This is a genomic window from Virgisporangium aurantiacum (genome assembly GCF_016863635.1).
Taxonomy (GTDB): domain Bacteria; phylum Actinomycetota; class Actinomycetes; order Mycobacteriales; family Micromonosporaceae; genus Virgisporangium; species Virgisporangium aurantiacum.
Genome location: NZ_BOPG01000003.1, coordinates 70,033 through 90,441 on the forward strand (window position 1 = coordinate 70,033; position 20,409 = coordinate 90,441).

Sequence of the window (20,409 nt, forward strand, 5' to 3'; positions counted from 1 at the left end):
ATGGCGCTGCAGACGATCGACGCCCCTCCGGTGGTCCCCACGCCGCGAGTGCGGGTGCGGCGCCGCCCACGCCGGGTATGGGTACCGATCGCCTTGACCCTGCTCGTGCTGGTCGAGCTGTACCCGATGATCTGGCTCGTGCTGGGCTCGTTCAAGACGCAGAACGAGTTCTTCTCCAAGCCGACGTGGGCGCTGCCCGAACACTTCACCTTCGACAACTACGCCGAGGCGTGGAACACCGGCGGCCTCGCCCGGAACCTTCTCAACAGCGTGCTGGTGACGGTGCCGTCGGTGCTGCTGATGCTGATCCTCGGTGTGGCGGCGGCGTTCGCGCTGGAGGTGATGGTGTGGAAGGGTCGCCACACGGTGCTGCTGACGTTCATCGCCGGCATCATGATTCCGGGCCAGATGATCCTCGTGCCGCTGTTCACGGTCTACTTCAAGGTCGGGCTCACCAACACCCTGTTCCCGCTGATCCTCACCTACACCGTGATGGGCCTGCCGCTGACCGTCTTCCTGATGACCGCGTACTTCCGGGCCATCCCCCGGGAGATCTTCGAGTCGGCGACGGTCGACGGCGCCGGCCTCCTCACGTCGTTCTGGCGCATCGGCGTCCCCATGATGAAGAACGCGATCGTGACGATCGCCCTCGTGGAGTTCTTCAGCGTGTGGAACGATCTGCTCATCGCGTTGACGTTCACCACCCACGACGAACTGCAGACCGTGCAGGTAGGTCTGCTGGCGTTCAGCGACGAGTACGGGTCCACCCGGTACGGGCCGCTGTTCGCCGCGATCAGCATCAACCTGCTCGGAATCCTGGTGCTGTACCTGTTCCTGAACAAGCAGATCATGACCGGACTAGCGAACGGATCGCTCAAAGGATGACGGGTCGACTCACCCTCGGCGCCTCCCGGCTGGGGCAGCGTGACGACGGCGCCTCAGCTCTCGCGCGGGCGCTCGTCCGCTCCCCCATCGGGCAGATCGACACCTCTAACGCCTATGCCGAGGGCCGGAGCGAATCGCTGTTGGGCGAGGCGTTGCGGGAGACCGGCGCATCGCCCGTCGTGTTCTCGAAGGCCGATGCCGACCCCGTCACCGGGGTCTTCGACGGCGACCGCGTGAAGCGGTCCTTCGAGGAGAGCATCACCCGGCTCGGCGTCGACCGCCTGCCGCTCTACCACCTCCACGACCCGTACGGCATGTCGGTGGCCGAGGGGCTCCGCACCGCGGTTCCGGCGTTGGTGGAGCTGCGGTCGCAGGGGCTCGTCGACGCGATCGGCATCGCCGCCGGCGATCCGGCGCTCGTCGAGGAGTACATCCGCAGCGACATGTTCGACGCGGTGCTCACCCACAACCGGTACACGCTCGTCGATCGCAGCGCGGAGGCGCTGATCGCGGCCGCCCGCGAGCGGAACATGACGGTCTTCAACGCCGCGCCGTTCGGCGGCGGCATCCTCGCCGGATCGCCGCGCCGCCGCGGCGACTACGCGTACCGGCCGGCATCTCCGGAGGTGCTGGCGTTCGTCGAAAGGCTCGCCGCCGTCTGCGGAGAATATGGGACGCCGGTGAGCGCGGCCGCGCTGCACTTCTCGCTCACGTCCGGGGTGGTCGACTCCACTGTGGTCGGTGTGTCCGACGCGGCCCAGGTCGCCGAGATCGAGGCCCTGGCGGCGGACCCGATTCCCGACGGGCTGATGGAGGCGCTCGCCGCACTCGGGACCCCGTCATGACGTCCTATGTGGACAGCCCGTCGCCCGGCGCCGGCCGGCGGGCGCCGCGGGCCGACCTGCAGACCGACTCCCCGCGCCTGAGCCTCAACGGGCAGTGGAAGTTCCGGCTGTCGCCGACGGCCGAGGGCACCGACGATCCTTTCGAGGACTGGGACACCATCCGCGTGCCGTCGCACTGGGTGCTCGAGGGCCACGGCGAACCCTGGTACACCAACACCGCCTACCCGTTCCCGCTCGACCCGCCGCACGTTCCCGACGAGAACCCCACCGGCGACTACCGGCTGCGGTTCGACCTTCCCCCGCACTGGCCCGACACGGCGTCGGTGCTGCGGTTCCAGGGCGTCGACTCGTGCGCCCGGGTGTGGCTCAACGGCACCGAACTCGGTCATTCCAAGGGCAGCCGCCTCCCGTTCGAATTCGAGGTGACGGGGTTGCTGCTGCCGCGCGGCAACGTGCTCGCCGTACGGGTGCACCGGTGGTCGTCCGGCAGTTACCTGGAAGACCAGGACATGTGGTGGCTGCCCGGCATCTTCCGCGACGTGGAACTGCTCGCCCGGCCGGCCGGGTGTGTCGACGACGTGTTCGTGCACACCGGTTTCGCCGACGGCACCGGAACCGTGCGGGTCGACGCCGACCGGCCCGGGGTCGTCGAGATCCCGTCGCTGTCCCTCCGGTTCGACACGGGAGTCTCCGTTTCCGTCGACGGCGTCGAGCCGTGGAGCGCGGAGTCGCCGCGGCTGTACCGGGGAACGCTGGTCGCCGGCGGCGAGCGGGTGGAGCTGGCGATCGGTTTCCGCACGGTGTCCATCGTGGACGGTCGGCTGTTCGTCAACGGGCGTCCCATTCTCATGCGCGGCGTTAACCGGCACGAGCACGATCCGCACCGCGGCCGGTCGCTCGACGTCGAGACGATGCGGCGCGACGTGCTGCTGATGAAGCGGCACAACATCAACGCCGTCCGCACCAGCCACTACCCGCCGCACCCCGAGTTCCTGCGGCTGTGCGACGAGTACGGGCTGTGGGTCGTCGACGAGTGCGACATCGAGACGCACGGGTTCGCCTACTCCGGCTGGGAGGGCAACCCGCCCGCCGATCCGGCCTGGCGCGACGCGCTGGTCGACCGGGCCCAGCGCATGGTGGAGCGGGACAAGAACCACCCCAGCGTCATCATCTGGTCGCTGGGCAACGAGAGCGGCGCCGGCGACGCGTTCGGCGACATCGAGCGCTGGATCCGGCAGCGCGACCCGTCGCGACCCATCCACTACGAGCGCGACCGCAGCTACCGGCACTCCGACTTCCACAGCGTGATGTACCCGTCATTGCCTGAGCTCACGGAGATCGGCCTCCGCGAAGAGCCGGCACCCGACGGCGTCTCTCCCGGTTCTCCCGACGACGTCCGGCGCCGCTCCCTGCCGCACCTGCTGTGCGAGTACGGCCACGCCATGGGCAACGGCCCCGGTTCGCTGGCCGACTACCAGCGGATCCTGGAGAGCCACGAACGGTTCTGCGGAGCGTTCATCTGGGAGTGGATCGACCACGGCCTGTGGGGTCACGACGCCGACGGCGTCCCGTATCTCCGCCACGGCGGCGACCTCGACCAGAAGCCGAACGGCGAGCGCTTCTGCCTCGACGGGCTGCTGTTCGCCGACCGCACGCCGTCACCCGGGCTGGTCGAGTACGCCAAGGTGATCGAGCCGGTCGTCGTCGACGTCCGCCCGAGCGACATCACGCTGCGGAACCGTTACGACGTCATCGATCTGGCGCACCTGCGTCTCCTGTGGACGGTGGCCGACGACGGGATCGCCGTCGCGTCGGGCGAGCTCGCGACGCCGTCGGTGGCCGCCCGCGCCACGGCCGTCCTGCCGGTGCCACCGGCGGCGCTGGCCGTGCCACCCGGAACCGGCGAACGATGGCTGACCGTGCGAGCCGTGCTCGCCGCCGACACGCCGTGGGCGCCGGCCGGGCACGAGGTGGCGTGGGGCCAGGGCATGCTGGCGGTGTTCAAGCCGCCCGCGCCGTCCCGCTCCTCGACGAACGTCGCCCGGTTCGACCCCACGACCGGCCGCCTGACCGGCTTCGGCGACCTCGCGATCACCGGCCCGTGGCTGGACGTGTGGCGGGCCCCGATCGAGAACGATCACGGGCACGGCGGCCTCAACGACCTGGCCCGCTCGTGGCGCGCCGTGGGCATGGACCGGTTCCTGCACCGCACCGACGAGGTGTCCACACTGGACGACGGCACGGTCGTGGTGCGCGTCCACTGTGGACCGGCCACCCAGACGCTGGCCCTGAAGGCCGAGTTCCGCTGGACCCCCGTCGACGACCGGTCGGTGCACCTGCGGGTAACGGTGGAGCCGGTCGGCATCTGGGAGAACACCCCGATCGGCAACCACACGGTGACGCTTCCCCGCCTCGGCCTCCGCTTCGGCCTGCCGGCAACTGTGGAAACCGCCGAGTGGTTCGGCCCCGGCCCGCACGAGTCCTATGTGGACAGTCAAACCGCCGCCCGCGTCGGCCGCCATCGCGCATCCGTCGACGCGCTGCAGACCCCGTACCCCGTTCCCCAGGAGAACGGCAACCACGTCGACACCCGCTGGCTACGCCTGTACGGCGGCGGTCGCCCGCGGCTGCGCGTCACCGGCGATCCGCATTTCGCGTTCACCGTGCGGCGCTGGACCACCGAAGACCTGGATCGCGCCGCACACCCGCAGGACCTCCGCCCGTCGGACACCGTGTGGCTGAACATCGACCATCTACAGCAGGGACTGGGCAGCGCCTCCTGCGGCCCAGCCCTGCCGGATCGGTACCGTATTCCGGTCAAGCCCTACGAGTTCGGGCTGACCCTTTCACGAGGCTGACCGTCCAGCCTCAGCAGGATTTCGTTGAGCGTGATCTTGATACCGGGAATCTCCGCCACTGCCGTCTTGACCTCCGCCAGATCGGCCTTGATGCCGGGAATCTCCGCCACCGCGGTCTTGACCCCCGCCAGATCGGCCTTGATGCCGGGAATCTCCGCCACCGCGGTCTTGACCCCCGCCAACTCGGTCTTCACCGTGGTCATGTCGCTCTTGAGTTCGCGCACATCGCCCTTGAGTTCGCGCACGTCATTCTTGAGGACGCCGACGTCGGTCTTGAGTTCTTGCACATCGCTCTTGAGGACGCTCACGTCGCTCTTGAGGACGCTCACGTCGCTCTTGAGGACGCTCACGTCGCTCTTGAGGACGCTCACGTCGGCCTTGACGACCCGCATGTCGCGTTTGAGGCCGCCGACATCCTCGGTGAGCCCGGCGATGTCGGACCGTGCCTCGGCCATCTGGGTCTGCAGGCGCAGCGTGGTCTCGTAGACCATGCCGATGCCCACGCCCATCGCCTTCAGCTGTTGAGGGATGGTTTGCTTCAGTTCGAATACCTCGCATTCCAATCGATCCAGCCGGGTTCCGTACTCGTCTGAGTTCGTCACATTGGGATCTTATCTTGTCTAGTACATCTGTCTAGTCCTTGTGACGCCAGGAAAATGTCGGAATGTACCCGAGGTCGGCGGTGGCTTTGTCGATGGCGAACACGGGCTCGTGACCTGCGAAAGTGCGCCGCAACGGCACGTCCGGGAAGGCTTCCGCAACCAGGTTTGCCGTCGGAATTGTCACGCCGGTGTCGGATGCGCCCACGTTGTAGGCGCGTGCGCCCGGGTGGGCGGCGGCCAGTGCCAGGGCCACGGCGGCGGCGCCGTCGCGGGCGTCGACGTAGCTCCACAGCAGGTCGCGGCGGTAGGTGGGGTCGTGACCGCGCGCCGCGAAGGGCGCGTACTCGCCCGGGCCGGTGACGTTCGTGAAGCGGAGGCCGGTCAGCGACAGGTCGGGCTCCCAGCGCGCCAGTTGTGCGGCGGCGGCCTCCTCGAGCACCTTCACCAGACCGTAGGTGTTGTTGGCCCGCGGCGGGCAGTCCTCGTCCAATGGAAGGTAGGCCGGCGGCTCGTGGAACGGGAAGCCGCTCGCCGTGATGCTGGACGCGTAGACGACCGTGCGGATGCCGGCGCGCAGGCAGGCGTGGAGGACGTTGAACGTCACTCCCATGTTGCTGTGGAACGTGGTCACGTCAGGCACCAGCCCGTTCACGGGGATGGCGGCCAGGTGCACCAGCGCGTCGAGGCCGCTGTGCCGGGCCGTGATTCCGAGCAGCGAGTCGAGCGTCTGGCCGTAGTCCGCGAGGTCGACCCGGGTGAAGCCGGAGCCGGCGGCACCGACGAGATCCAGGCCGACCACGTCGTGACCGTCCTGACGCAGCCGGTCCACTGTGGACCGACCGAGCTTGCCGGAGCTTCCGGTTACCGCGATTCGCACGGGAAGTCCTCCGGCAGTGGTCGGAACGGAACGTCGTGGCCGGCGGCGTCCGCGGGGTCGCGGTAGCGATGACCGCCGCGCGGCCCGGTCTCGACGAAGAACCCGCGCAGCGTCTCGTAGACCTCGACGACGTCGTGGGTGTCGCCGGCCCGCGTCAGGACGATGTCACCCTCCCGCACGTAGTGCAGGGAGCCGTCGACAAGGATGCGGGCGCGACCGGAGGAGACGAACCAGATCTCGTCGTCGTCGTGGTGGTGACGCTCGAAGCGTCCACCCTCGACGGGAACGGCGAACCGCCCGGCACCGGCGACAGTGCACCAGTCCGGGCGGTCCGACGGGTTGATCCAACGTCCCGGTGGAAACACCGGCACTAGACGTCCTGCTTCCAGGACGGCTGCACGCCGGGCTCCAGGATGCGGGCGTCGGGCAGGCCGTCGAGGCCGGTCTCGGCACCGCCCGGGGTGTAGACGACGACGAGCCGCAGCGGCGACCACGTCGTGTTGTACGTCGAGTGGACGGTGTTCGCGGGGATGTAGACGGCGTCACCCGCCTTGATGGCGAACGGTTCCGCGCCGTCGCCGACGGTCTGCGTGCCCTCGCCGGAGATCACGTAGATGACCTCCTCCTCGTTCGGGTGCACGTGCGGCGCGTGACCCTGGCCCGGGTACACGATGACCTCACCGGTGGTGAGGCCGGCACCCTTGTCGAGGTGCGGGGTGACGAGCCACTTGATCGTGCCCCAGTCGAAGACGCGGGTGGGTACCTCATCCGGACGGCGGCCGGTGTACTCAGCGCTCACGAAGACTCCTCAAAACGAATGGACTTGAACTGGCGGGCCTGTTCGGCGATCGCGCGCTCGGTCGGCAGCCGCTCCATCGAGGAGGCGCCGAAGAAACCGACCACACCGGTGGTGTTGGCGAGCACGTACGCGGCGTCCGCCGGCTCGGCGATCGGGCCGCCGTGGCAGAGCACGATCACGTCGGGGTTGACGGCCACCGCCGCGTCGCGCATCTCCTGCACGCGCTCGACAGCGAGATCCAGCGTCACCGCGGTCCTGGCACCGATCGTGCCGCTCGTGGTGAGACCCAGATGCGGTACGAGGATGTCGGCGCCGGCCGACGCCATCGCCACGGCGGAGTCGACGTCGAACACGTACGGCGCGGTCAACAGGTCGCGCTCGGCGGCCAGGCGCACCATGTCGACCTCGAGCGCGTACCCCATTCCGGTCTCTTCGAGGTTCTGCCGGAACACGCCGTCGAACAGGCCGACCGTCGGGAAGTTCTGCACACCGGCGAAGCCCATGAGCTTGAGCTCGTCGAGGAACCGGCCCATGAGCCGGAACGGGTCGGTGCCGTTGACGCCCGCGAGCACCGGTGTGTCGCGCACGACCGGCAGCACCTCGCGGCTCATCTCCACCACGACCTGGTTCGCGTCGCCGTACGCGAGAAGGCCGCTGAGTGACCCGCGCCCGGCCATCCGGTAGCGGCCGGAGTTGTAGATGATGATGAGGTCGACGCCGCCCGCCTCGGCGGACTTCGCCGACAGCCCGGTTCCCGCACCGGCGCCGATCACCGGCTTGCCGGCCGCAACCGTTGCGCGCAACCGCTTCAGGGCCGTGGCCCGGTCCATCGTCACGCTACCCCCGGGCGGTCGTCGGGCCTCGTGATGAGATCGTGCAGCAGATCCGCCGCGGCCACGGCCAGTTCCTTGTCGTTGATGTGCGCGTCGGTGTCCACAATGGTCACCGCGCTGCCGGCGGCGGCCGCGAGCACCGCGTCGAAGAGAGCCGCATCGGCGGCCTCGTCGCGGAAGGCCATGCCGTCGGCGTCGAGCGCCGACACACCGTTGCGGGGGACGATCAGAGCGGCCGGACCGGTGGCGGCGGCGAGCTTGGTACCCAGCCGGTGGCCGAGTTCCGCGTTCTCCTCCACGGTGGTGCGCATGAGCGTCACGGTGGGGTTGTGAATGAAGAAGTTCCGGCCCTCGAACCGCTCCGGCACGGTGTCGCGCGGGCCGAAGTTCACCATGTCGAGCGCGCCGAGGCTGACCACCTGCGGCACGCCCGCCGCGCCGGCGGCGGTGAGCCGGTCGGGGCCCGCGGTGAGCACGCCACCGACGAGGTCGTCGGCCAGTTCCGTGGTGGTGAGATCGAGGACGCCGGCCAGCAGGCCCGATCGTGCAAGGGCTTCCAGCGCCTGGCCACCCGAGCCGGTCGCGTGGAACACCAGCACCTCGTAGCCCAGTTCCTCCAGTCGCGCGCGGGCGGCGTCGACCGCCGGGGTCGTCACGCCGAACATCGACGCGGCGATCAGCGGGCGGTCGCCGGCAACGGGCGCCGAGCGCCGCGAAGCGTAGGAGACAGCCATGCCCGCGATGCCGGCGGCGGCGTTTCCGAGCACCGCGCGGGAGACCTGGTTGATGCCCGCGACGTCGACGACGCTGTACATGATGCTGACGTCGCTGACGCCGACGTACGGCGACACGTCGCCGGACGCCATCGTGGAGACGATCAGCTTGGGCAGGCCCACCGGCAGATCGCGCACGGCCCGGGCCGCGATCGACGACCCGCCGCTGCCGCCGAGCGCCAGCACACCGTCGAGGCGGCCCGACTCGTGCAGGCGGTTGAGGACGACGGCCGCGCCCTCGCCCATCGCGGTGACCGCCGCGCCCCGGTCGTTCCCCGCCCGCAGCGCGTCGAGCGACGCGCCCGCCGCGGCGGCGACCTCGTCGGCGGTGACGGTGGCGGGCACCGTGCCCGGATTGACCCCGGTGTCGACGATCGTCACGTCGACGCCCTGCTCGCGTAGTTTCTCGGCCACCCACTGGTACTCGGCGCCCTTGGTGTCGAGGGTGCCGACCAGAGCCACGGTGGCGGGCGGCTGTGTGGGTTTGCTCACCGGTCCATCCTCTTCTCGTGTTTGAAACGTGTCAACCGCTTCAGTAAGCTCTTTCGCTGCGAGATTGAAACGTGTCAGACCCCTTCCGGAGGTAGTTGATGACCGTTGCCCCGCTGCCCCCGACTGCGGAGCACCACCGGGTGCCGCTGGGCATCGGCGAGAGCCGACCGCGCCTGTCCTGGCAGGTGACCGGAACCGGCCCGTGGACGCAGGCCGGTTACGAGCTCGAGGTGACCCGTGCTGGCACCTGTTCGGTGACGCGGGTGACGTCTCCGGACCAGATTCTCGTCCCCTGGCCCGTGGATCCGCTACGGTCGCGCGAGCGGGTCTCGGTGCGCGTGCGCGTGTTCGACGCGTCCAACAGGCACTCGAACTGGAGCGGGTCGACGGCGATCGAGGCCGGGCTCCTGCGTCCCGAAGATTGGGTCGCGCGACCGGTCGGCGCGGCCTGGCCGGAGGACCCGGAGTCGGACCGACGCCGGCCCGCCCTGGTACGCACGGCTTTCGAGGTGACCGGCGAGGTGGCGCGCGCCCGCCTCTACGCGAGCGCGCACGGCGTCTACGAGATCGAACTCAACGGGCGACGCGTCGGCGACGACGCGCTGTCGCCCGGCTGGACCGTGTATCCGCGGCGCCTGCGCTATTACACGTACGACGTCACCGCGTTGCTCCGCAAAGGCGGCAACGCGATCGGCGGGTGGCTCGGCGACGGTTGGTACCGCGGGCGGCTCGGCTGGCGCGGCGGGTTCCGGAACCTGTTCGGCACCGACCTGTCGTTGATCGCCCAACTCGAGATCACGTACACCGACGGGCGCACCGAGACGGTCGCCACCGGCGACGCGTGGCGGGCCGGCCAGGGACCGATTCTGCACAGCGGCAACTACGACGGCGAGGCCTACGACGCGCGCCGCGAACCGCCCGGCTGGTCGTCGCCCGGTTTCGACGACACCGGCTGGAGCCGGGTTCAGGTGCGCCACCGCGATCCGGCGACGTTCGCCGCGCCGATGGGCCCGCCGGTGCGGTGCACCGACGAGGTCCGGCCGGTCGCGGTGCTGACGACCCCGAGCGGACGCCGGATCGTCGACTTCGGGCAGAACCTGGTGGGACGCCCGTGGATCCGGGTCAGCGGAGCCGCCGGACAGACGGTGACCCTGCGCACCGCCGAGGTGCTGCAGGACGGCGAGTTGTACCAGCGGCCGCTGCGGGAGGCCCGGTCGACCGACTCCTACACGATGGCCGGCCGGCCGAACGAGGAGTGGGAGCCGCGGTTCACGTTCCACGGCTTCCGGTACGTCGAGGTCGACGGCTGGCCCGGTGACCTCGACCGGGCCGCCGCCAACGGTGACCTGACGGCCCGCGTCCACCACACCGACATGACGCGGACAGGCTGGTTCGAGTGCTCGGACACGGCGCTGAACCGCTTGCACGACAACGTCGTCTGGAGCATGCGGGGCAACTTCCTCGACATACCCACCGACTGTCCACAGCGCGACGAACGGGTCGGCTGGACCGGCGACATCCAGGTCTTCGCGCCGACGGCGTCGTTCCTGTACGACTGCTCGGGAATGCTCGCCTCGTGGCTCGTCGACGTGTCGTTGGAGCAGCTGCCCGACGGCACGGTGCCGTGGTACGTCCCGGTGATCCCGTCGCACCAGGTGTGGACGCCCATCCGGCCCGGCGCCGGCTGGGGCGACGCCGCGGTGCTCACCCCGTGGACGCTGTACGAGCGCTACGGCGACGCCGGAATCCTCGTCCGCCAGTATCCGAGCGCGAAGGCGTGGGTCGACCTCCTCGACCGGCACGCCGGGCCCGACCACATCTGGGACACCGACTTCCAACTCGGCGACTGGCTCGACCCGACTGCGCCGGCCGACGACCCGGCGGCGGCCGCCACCGACCGGCACCTGGTGGCGACGGCCTACTTCGCGCAGTCGGCGCGCCGGCTCGCCGACACGGCCGCGGTACTGTCCCTTGTGGACGATGCCGCCCACTACCGCACGCTGGCCGTCGCCGTACGGAAGGCGTTCGCCGCCCGGTACCGCACCGGCCCGGGCCGGTTGGAGAGCGACACGCAGACGGCGTACGCGCTCGCCATCATGTTCGACCTCCTGCCGGCCGACGAGCTACCGCTGGCGGGGCGGCGCCTCGCGGAACTGGTCGCGCGGGGCGGCAACCGGATCGGCACCGGCTTCCTCGGTACCCCGCTGGTCGCCGACGCGCTCTCCCGCACCGGTCACCTCGACACCGCGTACGATCTTCTCCTCGAACGCGGGTGCCCGTCGTGGCTGTACCCGGTGACCCGGGGCGCGACGACGATCTGGGAACGCTGGGACAGCCTGCTGCCCGACGGCTCGGTCAACCCCGGCACGATGACGTCGTTCAACCACTACGCCTTCGGCGCGATCGCCGACTGGATGCACCGCGTGGTGGCCGGCATCGCCCCGGCGGCGCCGGGCTACCGCGAGATCGCGTTCCGGCCCCGCCCGGGCGGCGGCCTCACGTGGGCGAGGGCGGAGCACGAGACGCCGTACGGACGGACGGCGATCGCCTGGAACCTGGCCGCCGACGGCGAACTGACGGTCGAGGTGGTCGTCCCGTTCGGCACCAGCGCGACGCTCGACCTGCCCGGCGAACGGGTGCGGCCGCTGGAGCCGGGCACCCACCGGGTGGTCGTCCCGGCGCCCCTGGCCGCCTGAGGCGCCATCGGGGACATCGAACCTGGTTGAAGTGTTGACGCCTCGACAGGGCATAGGTAACCTTTGGCCAACCCAGCGCAAGATTCCTACAAGTCGATGAAATTCTTGTGCAACGGCACCCGGCCCGCCAGCCGGGAAGCACCCCACCCTGCGCGTCCGCGGATCCCCTCGCCCGGGCGGCCGCCGCGCGCGGTACCGCCCCCAGCGAGAAGGACCACGATGAGAAGACTGATCTCCGTGCTCACGACGGCGGTCGCCGTCGTGGCCGCGACGGCGGGGGCCTGGGTGCCCGCCGCAAGCGCGGCCGGCGGCCCGAACCTGTCCATCGGCAAGGCCGCCGCCGCCAGCACCGTCAACGGACCCTACGCGGCCGGCAACATCAACGACGGCAACCAGGGCAGCTACTGGGAGAGCTCGGGCGCCCTCCCGCAGTGGGCCCGCGTCGACCTCGGCAGCAGCGTCAGCGTCGACCAGGTGGTGCTGAAGCTGCCCACCGGCTGGGGCGCGCGCACGCAGACCCTCAGCATCGAAGGCAGCGCCGACGGAACCAACTTCACCACGATCGTCGCGAGTGCCGGACGCACGTTCAACCCCGCCACGGGTAACGCCGTCACCGTCGACTTCACCGCCACGACCACCCGGTACGTGCGTGTGAACATCAGCGGCAACACGGGGTGGGCCGCGGCGCAACTGTCCGAGCTGGAGGTCTACGGCGCCGGGACGCCCACCGGCAACCTCGCGCAGGGCCGGCCGACGCAGGAGAGCGGCCACGCCGACGTCTACGACTCGTCGCGGACCACCGACGGGAACCAGGGCTCCTACTGGGAGAGCAACGGCTTCCCGGCGTGGGTCCGGATCGACCTCGGCTCCGCGCTGAGCATCAACCGCGTGGTGTTGAAGCTTCCGGCGTCGGGCTGGGCGACCCGCACGCAGACGCTCACCGTGCAGGGCAGCACGAACGGGTCGACGTTCACCGACCTCACGACGTCGCAGAACTACACGTTCGATCCCGCGGTCAACGCCAACAGCGTCACCATCAGCCTGCCGACGACCACCGCGCGGTACGTGCGGATCAGCATCACGGCGAACAGCGGGTGGCCGGCCGGGCAACTGTCCGAAGTGGAGGTCTACGGCCCGGGCGCCGGCACCGACACCACGCCGCCGAGCGTGCCCGGAACCCTGTCCTACACCCAGTCCGGCAGCTCGATCACCCTCAACTGGGGCGCCTCGACGGACAACGTCGGGGTCACCGGGTACGACGTCTACCGCAACGGGACGCTCGCGCAGTCCCTCGGCAACGTCACCACGTTCACCGACACCCAGCCCACCACGGCCACCGTGTCGTACTTCGTGCGCGCCCGCGACGCCGCCGGCAACGTGTCGGGCAACAGCAACACGGTGACGCGCACCGGAACCGGCACCGACACCACCTCGCCCAGCGTGCCGGGAACGTTGTCGCACAGCACCTCCGGCAACGTCATCACGCTGAACTGGGGTGCGAGCACCGACACCGGCGGCAGCGGCCTGGCCGGGTACAACGTGTACCGCGGCGGCAGCCTGATCGCGACGCTCGGCACCGTACTGTCCTATCAGGACACCCAGCCGCCGACGGCCACCGTCTCGTACTTCGTGCGGGCGCGCGACGGCGCCGGCAACCTGTCGGGCGACAGCAACACGGTCACCCGCACCGGATCCCAGCCGCCGCAGTGCGTCAACGTGGCGCAGGGCAAGACGATGACGGCGACCGGGTCCACGTTCACGTTCACGCCCGACAAGGCCAACGACGGCCAACTCGCCACCTACTGGGAGGGCTCGGCGACGTACCCGCAGAACCTCACGGTGGCGTTGGGCGCCAACCACGTCATCACCGCGGTCAACGTCAAGCTGAACCCCGACCCGGCGTGGGGCACCCGCACGCAGAACTTCCAGATCCTCGGCCGCGACCAGGCGGCGACCGCCTACACGAACCTGGTGTCGGCGGCCAACTACCAGTTCACGCAGGGCACGAACGCGGTCACGATCCCGGTGAGCGCGACCACCGCCGACGTCCAGTTGCGGTTCAACTCCAACACCGGCGCCCCGTCCGGTCAGGTGGCCGAACTTGAGGTGTGCGGCACCCCCGCGCCGAACCCCGACCTCGTCGTGAGTTCGGTGACGTGGTCACCGGCCAACCCGACCGAGACCTCCGTCGTCACACTGTCGGCGACGGTGCAGAACATCGGGACGGCAGCCAGCCCGGCCACCACCGTCAACCTCAGCCTCGGCGGCGCGGTCGTCGGCAGCGCCGACGTCGGTGCGCTCGCCGCCGGCGCGTCGCAGACGGTTCAGGTCAACGCGGGGACGCGCGCGCAGGGCAGCTACGCGGTCACCGCCGTGGTCGATCCGACCAACACGGTGGTGGAACAGAACAACGGCAACAACAGCCTCACCGCGCCGACGCAGCTCGTGGTCGCCCAGGCGCCCGGCCCCGACCTGCTGGTCACCGGGATCAGCACCAACCCGCCGAACCCGGCGATCGGCGCCCAGGTGACGTTCACGGTGAACGTGCAGAACCGGGGAACGAGCGCCTCCGCCGCTTCCACCACGCGGGTCGTGGTCGGCGGCACCACGCTGAACGGCAGCACCGCGTCGATCGCCGCCGGTACGACGGCTACCGTCGCGATCAGTGGTAGCTGGACGGCCACCAGCGGCGGCGCCACCATCACCGCCACCGCCGACGCCACCAACGTGGTCGCGGAGACCAACGAGGGCAACAACTCGCTGACCCAGTCCATCGTGGTCGGACGCGGCGCGGCGGTGCCGTACGTGAGCTACGAGGCGGAGATCGCCGCACACAACGGCGAGGTTCTCACCGCCGACCCGCTGCGGACGTTCGGGCACACCAACTTCGGCTCCGAGTCGTCGGGCCGCCGGTCGGTGCGCCTGGGTTCGCAGGGCCAGTTCGTCGAGTTCACGTCGACGAACCAGGCGAACTCGATCGTGGTGCGCAACTCCGTCCCCGATTCTTCTTCCGGAGGCGGCCAGGACTGGACGATCAGCCTCTACATCAACGGCACCTTCTCCCGGAAGCTGACCCTGTCCTCGCGCAACAGCTGGCTCTACGGCACCACCGACGACACCGAGAGCCTGTCGAACTCGCCGCAGGCCAACGCGCGGCGGCTCTTCGACGAGTCGAACGCGTTGCTGAGCCAGTCGTACCCGCCGGGTACGCGGTTCAAGTTGCAACGGGACGCGGGTGACAGCGCGTCGTTCTACGTCATCGACTTCATCGACCTGGAGCAGGTGGCGCCAGCGCTGAGCCAGCCGGCCGGATGCACGTCGATCGTCCAATATGGAGCGACGCCCGACGACAACACCGACGACACCGCCGCGATCCAGCGCGCGGTGACCGACGACGAGAACGGTGTGATCGGCTGCGTCTGGATCCCCGCCGGCCGGTTCCGGCAGGAGCAGAAGATCCTGTCGCCCGACCCGACCCGCACCGGCAACAACCAGAAGGGCATCCGCAACGTGACGGTGCGCGGCGCCGGCATGTGGCACTCGCAGCTGTACACGAACACCGAGCCGCAGAACGTCGTCGGGAACATCAACCACCCGCACGAGGGCAACGTCGGCTTCGACATCGACGACAACACGCAGATCTCCGACATCGCCATCTTCGGGATGACGACCAACCGCGCCAACCGCGGCCACGGCCTCAACGGGCGGTTCGGGAAGAACACGAGGATCAGCAACGTCTGGATCGAGCACGTCAACGTCGGCGCGTGGGTCGGCCGCGACTACAGCGACACCCCGGCGTACTGGAATCCCGGTGACGGCCTGGAGTTCACCGGGATGCGCATCCGCGACACGTACGCCGACGGCATCAACTTCAGCAACGGCACGCGCAACTCGCGGGTGTTCAACTCGTCGTTCCGCACCACCGGCGACGACGCGCTCGCGGTGTGGGCCAACCAGTTCGTGAAGGACCAGTCGGTCGACATCGGGCACGACAACCACTTCGTCAACAACACCGTGCAGCTTCCCTGGCGGGCCAACGGCATCGCGATCTACGGCGGCTATCGGAACTCGATCGAGAACAACCTCGTCTACGACACGGCGAACTACCCGGGCATCATGCTGGCGACCGACCACAGTCCGCTGCCGTTCTCGCAGACGACGCTGGTCGCCAACAACGGCCTGTACCGGTGCGGCGGCGCGTTCTGGAACGAGGCGCAGGAGTTCGGCGCGATCACGCTGTTCGCCGCCACCAGCCCCATCGTCGGCGTCACGATCCGCGACACCGACATCGTCGACTCCACCTACGACGGCCTCCAGTTCAAGGGCGGCAACATGCCGGGGGTCGTCGTCACCAACGTCCGGATCGACCGGTCGAACAACGGCGCCGGCATCCTGGCGATGGCACAGGCACAGGGCAGCGCGGCCCTGACCAACGTCACCATCACGAACTCGGCCGACGGCGACATCGTCCGGCAACCGGGTACGCAGTTCACCATCACCGGCGGGTAGGTACGAGCAACAGTCCGAAGGCGGCCACCGCCGCCACCGCCCGGACCACGTTGAAGATCTCCCAGCGACGGAGGATCGCGGCGTGGTCCGGCGGTGGGGCGGTGGCCGCCCACACCTTGATGTCGGCGTTGATCGGTCGTCGCGTCCCGGGCGGCCTCGGAACTACCTCCGCGACAGTAGGATCCGCGGTCCTACCTCCGGAGTGGTACCCGGATCTCCCACCACGGGGCGACGTGCGCCGCGGGTGCCGGCGCCTATCGTGCGTCCATGAACAGGCAACTGCGGCCCCTCGCCGGCGTGCTCGGGCTCGTCGTCGTGGTGCTGCTGGCCGCCGTCACCGCGCCGGAGAGCCGGCGGGCGCTCGATGTCGTCGGTGTGCTGCTGCTCGTCACCGCGGCGCTCGCGACGGCGGCGGCCGGGCGGGCGCCGGTGCCGGTCCTCGCGGTCACCACGGTCGCGCTGCTGGCCTACCAGGCCCGCGGCTACCCCGGGGTGGCGTCGTCGCTGCCGGTGATCGTCGCGCTGTACATGGCCGTCCGGTCGCGGCAGCGGTGGGCGGCCGGCGCGGCCGTCACGGCCGTGCTCGTCGGCGGCTACACCGCGGAGCTGGCGACGGTGGGCAGCGGGCGGCTTCCGCCCGACGCGCTGCAGCGCTGGATGCTGCTCATCGGTTGGATGGTCGCGGCCTGCGTGGCGGCCGAACTCGTCCGCCAGCTCGAGCAGCGGGCGCTCGACGCGGAGCGCACCCGCGAGGAGACGGCGCGGCGCCGGGCCGACGAGGAGCGGCTACGCATCGCGCGCGAACTGCACGACTCGCTCACCCACAGCATCTCGCTGATCAACGTGCAGGCCGGGGTCGCGGTGCACCTGGCCCGCAAGCGGTCCGAGGAGGTGCCGCCGGCGCTGCTGACCATCCAGGAGACCAGCCGGGAGGCGATGCGCGAACTGCGGGCGACGCTGGAGGTGCTGCGGGCCGACCCGCAAGCCGATGGGGAGCCGGCGACGGTCGGGTTGAGCCGGCTCGACGGGCTCGTGGAGGGAGCGGTGAAGGCCGGCGTACCGGTGCGGGTCACGGTCAGCGGTGAACGGCGCGACCTGCCGCCCCCGGTCGACCGCACCGCGTACCGCATCGTGCAGGAGGCGCTCACCAACGTCACCCGGCACGCCGGGCCGGCCACCGCGTCGGTGCACGTGGAGTACCGCGACGGCGAACTCGCCGTCCAGGTCGACGACGACGGCCGGGGTGGCGCGGCCGAACCCGGCGTCGGGCTCACCGGCATGCGCGAACGGGTCGCCGCGCTGGGCGGGTCGTTGCATTTTGGTCCGCGTCCCGACGCCGGGTTCAGCGTGCGCGCCGTCTTACCCGTGGAGGCCGCAGCATGACCGTGGAGGCGGCACCATGACACAGATACGGATCCTGCTCGTCGACGATCAACCGCTCATCCGGGCCGGCTTCCGGGCGCTCATCGAGGCCGAAGACGACCTCAGCGTGGTGGCCGAGGCCGCCAACGGTGCCGAGGCGGTCACGCTCGCCGCGCGGCACCGGCCCGACGTGGCACTCGTCGACATCCAGATGCCGGTGCTCGACGGCATCGAGGCGACCCGGCGCATCGTCGCCGATCCGGCGCTCGCCGGCACCCGGGTGGTGATCCTCACCAACTACGGCATCGACGAGCACGTCTACGAGGGGTTGCGGGCCGGTGCGGCCGGATTCCTGGTCAAGGACACCGAACCGGTCGACCTGTTGCACGGCATCCGGGTGGCCGCGCGCGGCGACGCGCTGCTCTCCCCCGCGATCACCCGCCGCCTGATCGGCGCGTACGTGTCGAGGCCGCCGAGCAGCGGTCGCACGGCGGCGCTCGACGTCCTGACCAATCGGGAACGGGAGGTGATGGCGCTCGCCGCGCGCGGGCTCTCCAACCACGACATCGCCGAGCGCATGGTGATCAGCGTCGCCACCGCGAAGACGCACATCAGCCGCGCCATGACCAAACTGCACGCCCGCGACCGCGCCCAACTGGTGGTCCTCGCCTACGAGACCGGCCTGGTCACACCCTGATCGTCGAACCGCTACGGGCAGATCGAACGGAAGAACGCGCGCACGTCGTCCACCAACAGGTCGGGTGTTTCCAGGGCGGCGAAGTGGCCACCCCGGTCGAACTCGGTCCAGTGGGTCACCGTGTCGGTCTGTTCGGCGAGCGACCGCACCGGCAGCGCGATGTCCTTCGGGAACACCGCGACCCCGGTGGGCACGCCCGACCGCTGCGGCTCGCCCCAGGCGTGCGTGAACTCGTAGTAGAGCTGGGCCGACGAGCCCGCCGTGTTCGTCAGCCAGTACAGCGTGACGTTCGTCAGCAGGGCGTCGACGTCCACGTCGCCGTCGGTCGACGAACTTCTCGGCGATCCAGGCGAGCTGGCCGACCGGCGAGTCGGCGAGGCCGTAGGCGAGCGTGTCGGGGCGGGTGGACTGGATCGCCATGTAACCGCCCAGGTCACCGGTGAACCGCTGGAGACCCGCCAACCGGGCCTGATCCGCGGAGTCCAGGCCGGCCGGGGAACCGAAGGTCAGGAGGTAGTTGACGTGGATGCCGATCACGTGGTCCGGGTCGACCCGGCCGAGTTCGCGCGAGATGCCCGAGCCCCAGTCGCCACCCTGGGCGCCGTACCGGTCGTAGCCCAGCGACGCCATGAGCTCCGCCCACGCGCGGGCGATGCGGTTGATGGTCCAGCCGGTGCCGGCCAGCGGCGCGGAGAACCCGTAACCGGGCAGCGACGGGATCACCAGGTGAAAGGCGGGGCCGTCGGCGCGGGGTTCGGTCAGCGGGCCGATCACGTCGAGGAACTCGACGACCGAGCCGGGCCAGCCGTGGGTGAGGATCAGCGGGACGGCGTCCGGCTCGGGCGAGCGCACGTGCAGGAAGTGGATCGGCTGCCCGTCGATCGTGGTCCGGAACTGCGGAAACGCGTTGAGCCGCGCCTCGTGGGCCCGCCAGTCGTACTTCGTCGCCCAGTACTCGACCAGCTCACGCATCCGGTCCTGCGGCATGCCGCGCTCGGCACCGGCGCCCGGCACCGGTTCCGGCCACCGCACCCGGAGCAGCCGCTCACGCAGGTCGTCGAGGTCGGTCTGCGGAATTTCGATCGTGAGAGGAACCGTCATGCGATCAGCCTGGCGACAATTGCGGCAAGATAGTTGCCGCGATCTGCGGCAGAGTTGGCGGGATGTTGGAACCCTCGGCCCGCCTTCTCCAACTGCTGTCCCTTTTGCAGAGCAGAAGCAATTGGACGGGCGCGGAGCTGGCCGATCGCCTCCGGGTGAGCCCGCGCACCCTGCGGTACGACGTCGGGAAGCTGCGCGACCTCGGTTACCCGGTGCACGCCGTCCCCGGGGTCGCCGGCGGGTACCGGCTGGGCGCCGGTGCGAAGCTCCCGCCGCTGCTCCTCGACGACGAGGAGGCGGTGGCCGTCGCCACCAGCCTGCGGGCGGCGGCCGGTGGCACGGTGACCGGCATCGAGGAGACGGCCGTGCGGGCGCTGGTCAAGCTCGAACAGGTGCTCCCCGACCGGTTGCGGCGGCGGGTCGGCGCCGTGCACGAGTACACGTCCATGCTCCAGCCGGCCGTGGCACCCATCGACACCGGCATGCTGGTGAGCGTCACCTCGGCCTGTCGTGACCGGCACCGCATCCGCTTCGACTACCGGGCGCACGACGGCGGCCGGGACGAACGGGACGTCGAGCCGTACCGGCTGGTCAACACCGGCCGCCGCTGGTACCTCGTCGCCTGGGACGTGCACCGCGACGCCTGGCGGACCTTCCGGGTCGACCGGATGACCCTGCGGACACCGGCCGGGTCGCGGTTCACGCCGCGCGCGGAGCCGCCCGCCGATCTCGTGCCGCGCGGGGTCGACGCGGCGCTGAGTCGCCTGCGGGCCCGGGTCACCGTGCACGCGCCCGCCGCGGAGATCGCGGCCAGGGTGCCGCCCACCGTGCTGGTCGAGCCGGTCGACGACGCGACGTGCGTCGTCCACGCGGGCGCCGACAGCCCCGCCCGGCTCGCGCTGCACATCCTGATGCTCGACGCCGACTTCACGGTCGACGGCCCGCCCGACCTTCTCGACGCGCTGCGCGACGTCCACCGGCGCGTCGGAAGCGCGACAGAAAATGGGGCAAAATAAGGATTACTCGGAATCAGGTCAAATCACCATGTAAGGATCGCCCCGCAGCCGGATGCCTGAGGGG

14 protein-coding genes and 1 pseudogene are annotated in these 20,409 nt (G+C 70.2%); 8 read left to right on the forward strand and 7 right to left on the reverse strand.

What is annotated here, in order from left to right; all coding sequences use genetic code 11:
* Genes Vau01_RS01000 through Vau01_RS01010 form a run of 3 tightly spaced genes read left to right on the forward strand, consistent with a single transcriptional unit; the run spans position 1 to position 4,588 of the window.
* Positions 1-885, forward strand: a complete 885-nt coding sequence (locus tag Vau01_RS01000) for a carbohydrate ABC transporter permease (protein ID WP_203985955.1) — start codon at positions 1-3, stop codon at positions 883-885.
* Positions 882-1,730, forward strand: a complete 849-nt coding sequence (locus Vau01_RS01005; protein ID WP_203985958.1) for an aldo/keto reductase — start codon at positions 882-884, stop codon at positions 1,728-1,730. Before Vau01_RS01000 ends, Vau01_RS01005 begins: the two co-directional genes overlap by 4 nt.
* Entirely contained in the window at positions 1,727-4,588 is a 2,862-nt protein-coding gene (locus Vau01_RS01010) for a glycoside hydrolase family 2 TIM barrel-domain containing protein (RefSeq protein WP_203985961.1), read from the forward strand. The genes Vau01_RS01005 and Vau01_RS01010 overlap by 4 nt, the downstream gene beginning before the upstream one ends.
* Here Vau01_RS01010 and Vau01_RS01015 read toward each other — a convergent pair.
* Genes Vau01_RS01015 through Vau01_RS01040 form a run of 6 tightly spaced genes read right to left on the reverse strand, consistent with a single transcriptional unit; the run spans position 4,555 to position 8,964 of the window.
* Positions 4,555-5,190, reverse strand: a complete 636-nt coding sequence (locus Vau01_RS01015) for a kinetochore Spc7 family protein (protein ID WP_203985964.1) — start codon at positions 5,188-5,190, stop codon at positions 4,555-4,557. The two genes, Vau01_RS01010 and Vau01_RS01015, sit on opposite strands and share 34 nt — an antisense overlap.
* 31 nt (positions 5,191-5,221) lie before the next feature.
* Positions 5,222-6,067, reverse strand: a complete 846-nt coding sequence (locus tag Vau01_RS01020; RefSeq protein WP_203985967.1) for an NAD-dependent epimerase/dehydratase family protein — start codon at positions 6,065-6,067, stop codon at positions 5,222-5,224.
* Entirely contained in the window at positions 6,052-6,438 is a 387-nt protein-coding gene (locus Vau01_RS01025; RefSeq protein ID WP_203985971.1) for a cupin domain-containing protein, read from the reverse strand. The genes Vau01_RS01020 and Vau01_RS01025 overlap by 16 nt, the downstream gene beginning before the upstream one ends.
* A complete protein-coding gene (locus tag Vau01_RS01030; RefSeq protein WP_203985974.1) occupies positions 6,438-6,866 on the reverse strand; it encodes a cupin domain-containing protein in 429 nt (142 codons plus the stop codon). The genes Vau01_RS01025 and Vau01_RS01030 overlap by 1 nt, the downstream gene beginning before the upstream one ends.
* Positions 6,863-7,696, reverse strand: coding sequence for a phosphoenolpyruvate hydrolase family protein (locus Vau01_RS01035; protein ID WP_203985977.1), 834 nt, complete (start codon positions 7,694-7,696; stop codon positions 6,863-6,865). Before Vau01_RS01035 ends, Vau01_RS01030 begins: the two co-directional genes overlap by 4 nt.
* Before the next feature lie 2 nt (positions 7,697-7,698).
* Positions 7,699-8,964, reverse strand: a complete 1,266-nt coding sequence (locus Vau01_RS01040) for a Tm-1-like ATP-binding domain-containing protein (RefSeq protein WP_203985980.1) — start codon at positions 8,962-8,964, stop codon at positions 7,699-7,701.
* 98 nt (positions 8,965-9,062) lie between these two features.
* Between Vau01_RS01040 and Vau01_RS01045 the strand changes: the two genes are divergently transcribed.
* The 4 genes from Vau01_RS01045 (at position 9,063) to Vau01_RS01060 (ending at position 18,228) form a co-directional block, all read left to right on the forward strand.
* Positions 9,063-11,660 (forward strand): family 78 glycoside hydrolase catalytic domain, encoded by a 2,598-nt coding sequence (locus Vau01_RS01045; RefSeq protein WP_203985982.1) that lies wholly within the window; start codon positions 9,063-9,065, stop codon positions 11,658-11,660.
* Positions 11,661-11,879: 219 nt separating this feature from the next.
* Positions 11,880-16,169, forward strand: a complete 4,290-nt coding sequence (locus Vau01_RS01050) for a galactose-binding domain-containing protein (protein ID WP_203985984.1) — start codon at positions 11,880-11,882, stop codon at positions 16,167-16,169.
* 267 nt (positions 16,170-16,436) lie between these two features.
* Positions 16,437-17,552 carry a sensor histidine kinase gene (locus Vau01_RS01055; protein ID WP_203985986.1) on the forward strand — a complete coding sequence of 372 codons (1,116 nt, stop codon included), beginning with the start codon at positions 16,437-16,439 and terminating at the stop codon, positions 17,550-17,552.
* Positions 17,553-17,568: 16 nt separating this feature from the next.
* A complete protein-coding gene (locus tag Vau01_RS01060) occupies positions 17,569-18,228 on the forward strand; it encodes a response regulator (protein ID WP_203985988.1) in 660 nt (219 codons plus the stop codon).
* 11 nt (positions 18,229-18,239) lie between these two features.
* On the opposite strand, the pseudogene Vau01_RS01065 reads toward Vau01_RS01060, so the two are convergent.
* Positions 18,240-19,329 (reverse strand): annotated as a pseudogene (locus Vau01_RS01065) (epoxide hydrolase family protein).
* 62 nt (positions 19,330-19,391) lie between these two features.
* Here Vau01_RS01065 and Vau01_RS01070 point away from each other — a divergent pair.
* Positions 19,392-20,345, forward strand: a complete 954-nt coding sequence (locus Vau01_RS01070) for a helix-turn-helix transcriptional regulator (RefSeq protein ID WP_203985990.1) — start codon at positions 19,392-19,394, stop codon at positions 20,343-20,345.
* The last annotated feature ends 64 nt before the right edge of the window (positions 20,346-20,409 follow it).